Source organism: Clostridium sp. YIM B02555 (assembly GCF_022320955.1).
In the GTDB taxonomy this organism is placed as follows: Bacteria; Bacillota; Clostridia; order Clostridiales; family Clostridiaceae; genus Clostridium; species Clostridium saccharoperbutylacetonicum.
In genome coordinates this window covers 14692-26691 of the sequence record NZ_JAKJJY010000009.1, presented here as the reverse complement: position 1 = coordinate 26691, position 12000 = coordinate 14692, and the positions used below count along the sequence as shown (strand labels likewise).

Here is a 12000-nt window from a genome sequence, read left to right as displayed (position 1 = left end):
TGGCCTCTAAATACTTTTTATTTTATTGTACTAAGATTAATTTTCTATTATGTGGTGCACTGCTAAGAAGCGTGTCCATAGCTGGTGGAAAATATGAAGAACTATATTGATAAGTTAATTCAATATCATGAGTTCCTGGCTTTAAACCGCCTTCTTTTCTAGCTGTAAGGGTTGCTGGTTCTAAAAGCCCCCAATGAACATCTCCTAATTTAAGCATTTCCTCTTGCTCATAAGTTACGCCACTTATAGTCCATGTAATTTGATCTCCTGAAAAAGTTTCTCCATCTACTGTAATAGTAGCGGAACGTAACTGCGAAAGCCAAAGTCCTCTGTAATATAGTGATCTAATATTAAATTGAAAACCAGTAATTTTTCCTTGATTCTCAACATTTCTAAAACCTCTTGATTGTATACATTCTCTATCTAGCATGCTTTTTCTCCTTTCCCTATTCTCCTAGTAATTTTTTCATCATTATATGTTGTCTTCTTACCTGTATAGAAGGATATCCAGCCTTTTTTGCATATGGTCCTTCGTACTCACTTAACATATACCCATCCCATTTTTGTTCTATTAAAGTATTTATGATTTTTTCATAAGGTATTACAACTTCCTCACACTCTTCTGACATCTTTACAAATTTTGCATGACAGCAATATACATATGGAAGTAATGGAATAATTTCTTCTACTTCACTATGATTACCTGGTGGTTGTACCCAATCCCCTGGTCCATATTCACTTGCATCTAAATACTTAGTTTGGAATACACCAAAATCAATGTTCAAACCAAAATATTTAGTACCTGTTTCCTTAATAAATTCAACAAATTCTTTAACCATTTTAGAATTTAAAAGAGTAGGAGCATGAATTTCAGGACACATACGAACATTATATTTTTCAGCTAAAGGCAACGCCATTTTTATAAACTCTCTCCAATTTGTTACTGGTGTTAAATCATCATCAATAACCCCTAACTTAGTACGAAGAACAGTGAATCCTAATCTATTAGCAATTTTAAAATCTCGTTCTAACATAACAAGAGATTCCTCAGATGTAAGTTCTCTACCCATATACAAACGAGAATCTACCCAATGCCCGTATTCAACAGGTACAATATCATATTCTATAATAAGTCTATCCCATTTTTGAAACCAATCCTCACTAGGGTTTGGGTAACCTTCTATATAAGAATTTGCTAAAATTTCTAATCCTCTTGCACCCATATCCTTCATTTCAACAAACATATCTTCTAAATTCATAGAAACACCATAATCTCCATTATAGCTATACAATGATACGCCTCTTTTTGGTCTTCCTTGTTTTTCAAGCTTATTATCCATATTATAAAATTCCTCCTTTTTGTAATCTCTTATTTTAAACTTCTATTAATCAATTATTAAAGTTAAATATAATTGACTTTTGTTATAATTTATAATTTTTAGCACACCCTTATTCTACTCTTTTCAACATTGTAAACGCATTCTATTATTTATTCACTTCTATTAGCAAACCCGATTATTTTTCATCTTCTATCATACAAATTTAAATAATATTAAGATTTCAATGTGAAATCCTAATCACTTTTATTAATAGTTAACTAAAGTTCTTATAAATTATCCAGCCGCATTTAAAGAATTTAAAATTTAAAAATTAGCTATTTAGCAAATATTTTAACAAATAGTAATTTGCTTAATTCCTAAGGCATATAGAATAAAATATCACATATATATCTGTTTAAAATAAATGTTGGTAATGTTTAGAAACTTAATATTTAGGCAATTATTAAGAGGATTTGAATATTTAATTTATATTTTAACAATGAATTGAGGTAATTTTCTTGATAAAAACTGATACCAATTTTAATTTATTAAATTCTCATATTACTGCATTGATAAAAAATGATATCTATTTAAATAGAATTGTTGAAAAATGTCCTACTTGTGAGTGAAAACACTACATCAAATATGGATCATTTAAAGGAATTCAAAGATATAATTGTAAAGAATGCGGCAAAACCTTTTCTAATGTAACAAAGTCCTTATGGAGTTATTCAAAAAAGGACTCTAGCAAATGGATCAGATTTACTGAATACGTGCTTGAAAGAAAATCTTTAAGATTTTGCGCAGAAAAATTAGAAATAAGCTTAGTTACAGCTTTTTATTGGAGACATAAAGTATTGCAGGGACTTAACAATGAGAGCGTTCCATCAAATTTAAGTGGAGATGTACATATTGCTAAGAAATTAATTCCCGAGAATTTTAAAGGAAGCAAAAATATTACTATAAATGTGCGCCACAATATATGGGTCGTAGCTGCAAAAAGCGGTGAAAATTCTATTATAGCTAAACCAATTTCAAGATGCCATTGGCATTTACCTAGCTTTAATAAAAAAATTTATTATTTAATTGATGAGAAAGCTTATATAGTGCCATATGGTGATCGATATATTTCTTTAGTAGCAAAAGCACATAATAAAAAGCGTACAAAAGAAGTTCAGAATGATAAAATAATATGGTCATTCCAAATTATTTTAGAGAAATGGTTAAAAAGATATCATGGTGTTGCTTCAAAATATTTAGAAAAATACCTTTCACTTTTTATATTATTTCTTACAAAAAAAGAAATAAATTATATGGAAATATTCAAAAAATTATCTCTAAAAAACAGATTTATTAAGACACATGATATAGGAATATCCAATATAAACCCAATTGGCGTAGTGCTATAATTCATATGCCTTATGTTAACAACAATTATTTTAAACATTTTCACATATAAAATAAAAGTTAATATCTTATTTCTTATTATTTTTTATTTTATATTATTTGACCTTATTGAGTTATTATTATACATGTTAGAATACTTCATAATTAAAATGTTAAAATCTGTTGATGACATTTAAAAATTTTGTAAAGAAACAATAATGGCGTTTGCTAATCAAAACACCTATTTTTTATTATTTAAATCTTAAATTCTTAAACCAAAGATATCTTATTATATTCAACATCATTTACAGTAATTCTTTGTGACCGTACTTAATGCGTTGTTATTTCACAGGGCAATTGTTTTCACTTTGTGTATTTCTGCTGAACTAATTATCCACTACGATTTGCTATATTCAAATGTAATATCATACAAATTAACTTCATGTGGTGAAAGACAGCTTTCCACTATTAATTCTTCTATACTTTCCACATAGAAAACTTTCTGTTTAGGCACACAAATTTGTTTTAAGTAATCAATTTCATCTTTTTTAATATTGTAAACAGAATTCATATTTAGCCATTCATCAAAAATACTCCCATGCTCTCTATTTAAAATATATTTCTTTATACGATATCTTCCTTTTTTTACTCCGCTTAAAGTTATATTTATATTTAATTTTTGTTCATTCTCAAAAATATTATAATATTGATCTAAATTTACTAATGCTTCCTCACTTAAACAATAAAAATAACTAAAATGTTTATAATTATAAGTAATAATTTGATAACTATAAGAAGATTCTTTTGTTATAACATATCCATCACCCTTTTTTATCAAACTATTTCCTAGTTTCGCCAACATTTCATAAGCATAAAAACCTGGTTTACTTATTCCATTAGCACTTATTATTCCCATATCTCCATATAATAGATTTTTTGAATCATTTAATTCTCCAGATATATCAGAGCAAAACCAATATCCAAAACTATCTGTTTCATCTAAAGTATCTATTATATTTTTAGTAATATAAGCGGCTTTAAATATTGTGTCATTAGCTGGATGGCGATGAGATATACTAGAATTATATTCAGTAACATGAATTTCTTGGATTTCAATTCCTGCATCTTTAATCATTTTTCCAATTTTTGTAAGCTGTACTTTTGAATAATTTCGATCTTTTGAAGGAAATAATCGAGTTTTATATTCATGTTCTTCACTTATCCTATTATTTATCTTCTCAATTTCTTCAATTTTATTATCTTCTACAAGTTCATATGGATATAATGATACTGATAAAAAGTCCAGTCTAGTATTTGTTCTTTTTAACTGATTTAAAAACTCGCCAAACCATTTTTTATTTACCTCTGTATTAAAACCTGGTCCTCCTACTTTAGCCTCTGGTACTATTTTTTTAATTGTATCATGATAACACTTAAATTCTTCTATATACTTATGAAAATTTCCATTCCAGAAAACATAATCAATTTCTCCTTCTTTCCAAAATTCAAAATACCATTGTGATACCTCAGTTATTCCATATCTATTAATACAATGTACAATAAATTTTTCTAACAACTCTAAAGATTTCTTGAAATGTTTTTCTTGTTTTGAAGAATTTCTAAAATACATAGCTTTATTCGAAGTAATACTTAGAACTTTAGCCTTATTTCCCAACTCAATAAACGGTTTTAAATTTATGCTATACAAGAAATCAATCAACTTATCTATTTTTGTAAAGTTATAATTTACTTCCTCCAAAGTCTCTTCTCCATAACTAAGCATTTCATCACTGAAAATGCCTTGGAATCTGGCATACTTAAATTTTATTTTATTTTGTATATGCATTAACTGCTGCTGAAGATCTGATCTAAGACCATCTTGAGCATAGCCAAGATTAATTAAGTTTCTCCATGAATGTGTAACTTGTTTTATCTTGTCTACATCAGCATTTACTGTAACACTTTTCACTAAATCATCTTGTGGAAATTTATTATAGTTTTCCACTTCATAAGCTACATATTGAGTCAACTTTTCTAACGCTTGATTATAATCAACTTTAGTTATTTCTAATTCTATTTTTTCATCTTTGTTACTTATTTCTTGTTTTTTTCTAATTTGAGTACGATATTCAGCTGGAGTAGTATCATATACTTCCTTAAATATTTTATTAAATGCGGCCAAATTAGGGAATCCATTATTCATTGCAACTACAGTTACTGAATTATCTGTTCGAATAAGTTCCTTTACTGCTTGAGACAATCTATATTCATTTAAATATTTTAATAAAGTCATATTCATATGACTTTTAAAAAACTTAGATAAATATTCAGGAGTTAAATATTGAGCATCAGCTACATCCTGCAAGGAAATTTGTTTATAATAATTTTGTTTAATATAAGTTAATATACTATTTATTCGTTCAATATGCTTACTATTTTTAATTTCTAAAGTTTGCATTTTATACTCTTCTACAATCGTAAAATTCATATCTAATAAATAAATTAAATCATATAATAAAGACATCACTTTAAAGTCATACCTGTTCTTCTTAATAGAATATTCGTACATTATCTTGGATAATATTTTTCTAATATTATTGTAATTTTCATTTGCATCAATAGAAGAATTGCATAAAAATAGACTTTGCTCACCTCTCATAACATTATTGGCGAAATCATTGTCAATTTGCATTGATAAAACAATATTTTCCTCTTCACCATAAATCTCATATATATCCCCATTATTAATTAACAACACATCAGATTCTGATAATTTATAGTTTTTATTATTTATAATAGCCTTCAGCTCGCCTTTAAGAACAAATAAAAATTCCATATTCTTTTGAACATTTGAAAAAATTCTTTTAACTTTATTTAATGTAATTACTATTGGTATACTATTTTCATTAACATTTTTACTTGCATTCCCCACATTAAACGCTCCTTTTTAACTCTGTTACTACACCTTCTCCATGCTTTCTAATCAAAATATTAATTTCCATCTTTCTTCCTTGCATCTTTTTTGATTAACTACATCACCAAGCAGCATTCTAATTTCATCGTTTAGATAGTTATGTATAAAATATGTATCCAAACTCATATTAAATTTATTAATATTATAGCTATTTCCATCAGTTCTATCCTAAAATGGTGCAATTGTAAGCATAATAAACATTGCTATAATTTTCTCATAAAAATAATATAATAAACTATAATAAAACCACTATTAGCAATTTATTAATTACTTATAGTGGTTTTCTAATTTTTATATATCTAATACTAATTTTACTCCACCATAAATCCCAGCATCATTTCCAAGCTTTGCAAGTTCAAATTTTGTACCTTCACATGCATGGAAAGCTTTTTCAATAAAGTGCTTTCTTATAACATTTATAAGAATCATTCCTGCCTTTGATACTCCTCCTCCAATTACAAAAACTTCTGGATCACATACACATGAAACATTAGCTAGTGTTCCACCTAATTTTTCACCCAAATCTTCAACTAATATGTTAGCTAATTCATCTCCTTCTTTTGCTGCATCAAATATTAATTTTGCTGTGATTTCACTATAATTTCTTAGTAACGAAGGTCTTTCTTTACTATTTAAAAGTTTTTTTGCTTCTTTTACAATTCCTGTAGCTGAAGCATATTGTTCAAGACATCCTTTTTTTCCGCATCCACAGGTTTCAGTTTCGTTTTTAACCACTTTAATATGTCCTATTTCTCCACCAGCACCATTTGTTCCTGAAATAATATTTCCATCAATAATAATTCCACCACCAACACCTGTTCCAAGTGTCACCATTACTACATTTTTATAACCTTTTCCCCCGCCTTGCCACATTTCACCTAATGCAGCCACATTAGCATCATTACCAGCTTTTACTGGAAGATCGATAAGTTCACTTAAAGTTTCTTCAACATTAAATATTCCCCATCCTAAATTAACACATTTTAAAACAGTTCCATCACTGCCTACTGGTCCAGGAACTCCAAGTCCAACCCCAACCACATCATTTTTTTGTATTCCTTTTTCCTCTAACTTATCATTTATTTCTTTAGCAATATCAATTAAAATATACTTGCCATTTTCCTCTCTTCTTGTATCCACTTCCCACTTTTCTATCAAGGATCCATCCACTTTAAATAGTCCCATTTTTATTGTTGTTCCACCTATATCTATTCCAAATCCATAATTTCTCACTTTATTTTCTCCTCACATGTATCCATTTATAATAATTATTAATTTAAAAGCTCAAATTTGATCTTATTTATTGACAAAGGGAACTGATTTATTAAGATATCTTATCAGTTCCCTTTCCTTATGTTATAAATTTAATTTAAATTTTTGTGGGCTAATAGTTAAATTTTATAGTTCTACTGGTTTACCAGTTTCAGCTGATTTATAAATTGCTTCTAATATTTGTGTTACTACAAATGCTTGTTCAGGTTTAACTAATGGTTCTGTATCATTTAAGATAGCATCTATCCATTGAATAGCTTCTGCATCACGTTGTTCTAATTGCCCTGCTCCTTCAAATCCAAATACTCCGCCTGCATCTGAAGGTTGAGTTTGTACTAATTTACCATGTGCAGCTTTATTAAATATAGTATATCCTTGATCAGCAAAGGCTAAACCAAACATTTCAGCTCCGGCATCTGTTCCACATAATGTTACTTGTGCTTCTTTTGGGTTAATCATGTTTAATGCCCAAGCAGCTTCTAAGTATATAGTTGCACCATTTTCCATTTTAATAAATCCAAAAGCTGAATCTTCTACTTCATAAGTTTTTGGATCCCATGGTCCAAACATGTTTCCTTCTGGTCCATGTTCTAATGTTCCTAATTTTTGATAAACTGATCCAAATACAGTTTTTGGTTTGTAATTATCCATGAACCATAATGTTAAGTCTAAAGCATGAGTTCCGATATCTATTAATGGACCTCCACCTTGCTTAGATTTATCTGGGAATACTCCCCATGTAGGAACTCCTCTACGTCTTATAGCATGAGCTTTTGCCATGTATATGTCACCTAATTCACCATTTGCACAAGCTTCCTTTGTTTCAAGTGAATCAGAACGGAAACGATTTTGATATCCAATAGTTAATTTCTTTCCTGTTCTCTTAGCAGCATCTAACATCAATTGTGCTTCAGCACTGTTAATTGCCATTGGTTTTTCACACATAACATGTTTTCCAGCTTCTAAAGAAGCAACTGTAATTTCTGAGTGTGATACATTTGGAGTTAATACATGAATGACATCAATACTTTCATCTTTTATTAACTCTTTATAATCAGTATAAACTTTAGCATCAGCTGTACCATATTTCTTTGCAGCTTCTGCTGCTCTTTCTTCAATAATATCACAAAAAGCAACTAATTCTACCTTATCTGTTAACTTTGATAATGCTGGAAAATGCTTTCCATTTGCAATTCCACCACAGCCAATAAAACCAATTTTTAATTTTTTCATTTCTATCTACCTCTCTTTTTAAATTTATAATAATTTCAGTTTTTAGTTAAATTAATTTATTTTTGATTTAATTATTATCATGGAATAATTAATCTTTTAATATTTATAATTTATTCTTTATTACATATTTATTGTACCTTTTTAGACTCTGTAAACGCATTCTTTTAATTGTTCACTTTTGTTAATAATATTGTTAAAATAATATATTTTTTTAATCAACAAAAAAAATATTAACAAATCGATTTAAAATATTAATATTTATTATTTCTAGTTAAATATTTTATATTTACATAACCTATTATATACCCATAATCTCGTTCAAAATTAATAAAGAAGCTATAGCACTTATTAAAAATAAGATAATCTATAGCTTCTTCATTTTTATATATTATTAACTTTATTTAATATTCATTTGATAAAATACAAAATTACAAAGTGAATTTTTCAACAGAGGTTTCTAACCTATTTGCTAAGCTAACTTGATTTTCCATGGAATCCTTAGCTTCATTCATTATATTACTTATTTCTGATAAACTAGAATTAATTTCACCTGTAGAATCAGAAGTTTTCCCAGATATCTCAACAACCTTATCTATTACTTTACTAATTTCTTCAATTGATGTATTCATAAGTTTAGCAGAAGAGGTTACTTCTGTTGATATGCTGTTTATAAGCTTCGCATCATTTTGATATTGATCTCCTGTTTCTAGCAACAACTCATAGTCAGCCTTAACATTATTATCTATATAAGCAAGAATATCTTGTGAACTCACTGAAAGGTTATCAAAAACTGCTCTTACTTGAGAAACCAAATTTTCTACATTTGAAATAGCTTCTGAAGATTGCTCTGCTAAAGTTCTTACTTCTTCTGCTACAACTGCGAAACCTTTACCTTGTTCACCTGCCCTTGACGCTTCAATAGATGCATTTAAAGCAAGAAGATTTGTTTGTTCCGCTATGCCTTTTATAGTATCTGACATAAGTCTAATTTCTTCTACTATTTTACCAGCTTCAATTGCTTTAAGAATTTTTTCTTGTTTTTCACTATAAGTCAAATTTGCTTTTTCAAGAGAGTTAGAAACTTTTTGCTTCATTTGTGAAGCCCTTAATTCCATCTCTTCTGATGAAATTAATCCTGCTTTTACTTTAGATAAAAGTAAATCATTTGTTTTTATAATTTCTTCAATAGACATATTTGCTTTTTCAGTTGTAGCTATTAAAGTCGAAGCATCAGTTGATAACACAGATGATGTTGAATTAATAGCATTTATATTTGAATATGAGCTTTTTGTTGATTTTAATAAATCATTACTTGAAGTATTAATATTTTTAGAAATATCAATTATATCTGATAACAATACTTTCATATTTGAACTAGCTTTATTTAAACTATCACCCAATTTGCTTATATCATCATTTCCTTTAAAATTAAGTTCCTCAGATAAATCCCCATTTCCTAGTTTTTTAGTAAAATCCAATACTTTTTTAAGCCTCTTTAAAACTAAATTATCATAAATATATACTATTATAAATACTGATATTATTATGCTTATAGTTGCAGACACAAAAATACCAATATCTCCATCTAAAAAGAAAGTAGGGACTCCAACTCCTTGCAATGCTTCCTTTCCTCTTGCTATAAGAAAATTTACAGCTTGTCCTATGTAAGAGCTAAAGAATTGAACAATTACAATAGCAATTATCAATTTAAATTTAATAGATTCCAATGTTGAATTTACTATTTTCCCTTTTACGCTCATATTTTTTCCTCCTCATATAGTAATACAATAATATTATAATACCAATTAATATTATAATATCAGTGTATTTTATTTAAGGCACTATTGTCAATGCGTAAAATGGACTGTGCATCTATATAGAATCATATTTATTTATCAATTTTTTATTACGATCTGGTGCTTGAGCAATCACTACAGCTATAAGCATAAATACACAACCTATAATTTCTCTAAAGGACATTTTCTCATTAAGTATAATAACTCCGCTAGTTATTTGTAACCTAAAAATTTGAAATAGCTATACAATCCAAGCTCCATTAGCTCCTAGTACATAACCATCTATAGTTGTATTAGCAAGCATTGCTCCTGAGGCATTACAGTAATACCAAATACCATTATCATTAATCCAGCCAGTTTGCATTACCCCTGCTGTATTTAAGTAATACCAAGTAGCGCCATCTTGTAACCAGCCTGTAGCTTTAGTTCCATCAGTTTTAACATAATTCCAAGTTCCATCTGCCGCCTTTACCCATCCAGTAGCTACTACTGCTGGAGTTGTTGTTTTTGTTGTATCAGTATTTTCTGAAGGTTTGTTAAATATTAATGAATAAACTTTATCATTTTCATTCCAAGCAACTACACTAGCATCATAAGCAACATTGAATTTATCAAATGATCCATCCACTTTATATAGCTTATCAAATTTACTATCTTTGTTATTCCACTTTTTAACATATCCACTTCCTACAGAATAAAGATTTCCTCCACCTATTCCCCAAGCATCAGCACTAGTATCATCATAATCACTTACATCTGTATAGTAATACCCATTTTCTGCTTTAAAGTTTATAGTTTGAGCATAATATTTTTTCTCAACAGGATCAAAACAATGACTTGCAATACCATCAGGGCTTCCTGTTATTAATCCAAAAGGAATATTTCCAGGTGAAGGTAATTTACTAAAATCAAATAAACCAAATATATGTGCTTGATTTCCTTTATCATCTGTCACAAAATAAGTTCCAACATTCTTAGCATATTTAATACCATCTACATCCCCTGATGCTTGAGCTTTTGAAATTCTTTGTAAAACTGTTACACTATTATCACTAGAATTAATAACTGGAGCTTTATAATGCTTTGCTTTTGATCCAAAGAACACTTGATCTGTCACATTAGTATACGAAGCATCTACATCTGGATCAGTTTTTAACTTTTTCCATATTGTTAATTTTGCACTTCTAGTTATGTAATCAGCATCTTCATCTCTTGTTGCATCATTAATAATTTGAGCTTTTAATGTATAGTCAACGCCTCCAACTGTAACATCATAAGTATCTTTAGTATTTTTAATTGTAACACCAGCAGCAGTTGTGAAATATACTCCAACATTCCCCACATTATAATCAGCATCTACATAGTTTCCGCTTTCATCTGTGTAAATTATATCTTTTAGTTTACCTTGAAACTGATTTTTTGTGTTTAAATCATATTGGAATTCTCTCCATTTACCTGTAGCTCCCCATATATCAGTCTTATCATTTCCTTTTATCTTATCTGGTTGTATATGATTTCCTTCATAGCTACTTTCTAGAAATCTCCCATCATTATCTTTCTTAATTTTCTTTCTCAAGGCATCAGCTACATCACTATTTATGTCATCTAATACCTTATCATCTATCTTCTTACCTGTTGTTATATCTATATAATAATCCCCATTATTAAAATCTAAATATTTATCTTTATAAATATCTCCTATTTCATCGCCTGCACCAGCATCCTCTAATTGTGTATACTTTCCATCTGCCAAGTAATAAACAGCGTCATCTTTACCGTTTATTTCTCCATCAATTATATAGCTACCTCTCCCCAAAGACTTAGCACCATAAATAGTTCCTTCTTCAGTATCATATTTTTTCACATCTGCTGCATAAACTGGAACCATTGATATAACTGCAGCTGCCGTCACTAAAAGACTAGTAACCTTTGTAATTCTTTTTAACATATTGTCTTTCCCCCTACTTTTTATCATTTTTTTCTTTTTCATAAACTTTCTTACAAATAATATTTTCTATAC

The 12000-nt window shown here is 28.6% G+C and carries 8 protein-coding genes; 1 reads left to right on the top strand and 7 read right to left on the bottom strand.

Annotated features, from left to right (window positions below; translation table 11 throughout):
• Window positions 1-22 precede the first annotated feature (22 nt).
• Together L3B98_RS13980 and L3B98_RS13975 are read right to left on the bottom strand one after the other, a co-directional pair.
• Entirely contained in the window at window positions 23-430 is a 408-nt protein-coding gene (locus tag L3B98_RS13980) for a DUF6379 domain-containing protein (protein ID WP_238917166.1), read from the bottom strand.
• 16 nt (window positions 431-446) lie between these two features.
• Window positions 447-1340 carry a TIM barrel protein gene (locus L3B98_RS13975; RefSeq protein ID WP_238917165.1) on the bottom strand — a complete coding sequence of 298 codons (894 nt, stop codon included), beginning with the start codon at window positions 1338-1340 and terminating at the stop codon, window positions 447-449.
• Window positions 1341-2092: 752 nt separating this feature from the next.
• On the opposite strand from L3B98_RS13975, the gene L3B98_RS13970 reads away from it, so the two are divergent.
• Window positions 2093-2728, top strand: a complete 636-nt coding sequence (locus L3B98_RS13970; protein WP_238917164.1) for a hypothetical protein — start codon at window positions 2093-2095, stop codon at window positions 2726-2728.
• A 374-nt stretch (window positions 2729-3102) separates the two neighbouring features.
• Here L3B98_RS13970 and L3B98_RS13965 read toward each other — a convergent pair whose 3' ends face one another.
• The 5 genes from L3B98_RS13965 to L3B98_RS13945 form a co-directional block, all read right to left on the bottom strand.
• Window positions 3103-5637: a helix-turn-helix domain-containing protein gene (locus L3B98_RS13965; protein ID WP_238917163.1), complete on the bottom strand. Its 2535-nt coding sequence runs from the start codon at window positions 5635-5637 to the stop codon at window positions 3103-3105.
• Window positions 5638-5970: 333 nt separating this feature from the next.
• Entirely contained in the window at window positions 5971-6912 is a 942-nt protein-coding gene (locus L3B98_RS13960; protein ID WP_238917162.1) for an ROK family glucokinase, read from the bottom strand.
• A 165-nt stretch (window positions 6913-7077) separates the two neighbouring features.
• Window positions 7078-8184, bottom strand: a complete 1107-nt coding sequence (locus L3B98_RS13955) for a Gfo/Idh/MocA family oxidoreductase (RefSeq protein WP_238917161.1) — start codon at window positions 8182-8184, stop codon at window positions 7078-7080.
• Window positions 8185-8612: 428 nt separating this feature from the next.
• The gene (locus tag L3B98_RS13950) at window positions 8613-9944 is read right to left on the bottom strand and encodes a methyl-accepting chemotaxis protein (RefSeq protein ID WP_238917160.1); all 1332 of its coding nucleotides are present in this window, start codon (window positions 9942-9944) and stop codon (window positions 8613-8615) included.
• Window positions 9945-10221: 277 nt separating this feature from the next.
• Complete coding sequence (locus L3B98_RS13945) at window positions 10222-11928, bottom strand: hypothetical protein (RefSeq protein WP_238917159.1); 1707 nt, start codon at window positions 11926-11928, stop codon at window positions 10222-10224.
• Window positions 11929-12000 lie beyond the last annotated feature (72 nt).